Origin of the sequence: Paenibacillus sp. VTT E-133291 (assembly GCF_002264395.1) — a bacterium.
In the GTDB taxonomy this organism is placed as follows: domain Bacteria; phylum Bacillota; class Bacilli; order Paenibacillales; family Paenibacillaceae; genus Paenibacillus_AQ; species Paenibacillus_AQ nitricinens.
The window spans coordinates 1-517 of record NZ_NFVA01000236.1 but is presented as its reverse complement, the minus strand read 5'-3'; the positions used below and the strand labels follow the sequence as shown (position 1 = coordinate 517).

The 517-nt window shown below is 51.3% G+C and carries 1 protein-coding gene; it reads left to right on the top strand.

All coding sequences use genetic code 11. The features are described from left to right. A partial coding sequence (locus CA598_RS32615) for a hypothetical protein (protein WP_179283834.1) occupies window positions 1-517 on the top strand: 517 nt, incomplete at both ends.

Here is a 517-nt window from a genome sequence, read left to right as displayed (position 1 = left end):
CGAAGAGATGAACAAAGCGCTCAAGTATTCCGTAGACTCGATATCCGCGCAGGATAAAGCGGAGTACTCTGCACTCGCAACGAAGAAGGCAACGCTCCTACAAATGAGCGCATTGGCGACGCAGTTTAAGGAGTTATCCGGTTCTCAAACGCTAGACGCCACGCAAAAAGGGCGACTCGTCGACGTCACAGAATCGCTTATAGAACAATACCCGGAGCTCAATGCGCGCCAAGGCGAGGACGGACGCATACGCGCAGACAATATCGACGTAATTATCGCGCAGATTGCCGCAGACAAGAAATTTACGGATCTCGCCGCCGACCAAGCTGCGCAACGTATTCGCAACTTCGCGAAGGAAAATAAGGCGCAAGAAGAATCGGTCAAGACGCAGATTAAGAACTATACGCTGCTAATCGAGGCTATGGCGAAAGTGTCCGGAGCAAAAGCTGATACGTTCGAGGAGTCCGTTAAGCAAGGCGAAGAGAAGATGAACGGTAAGACGCCGAACGTTATGGAT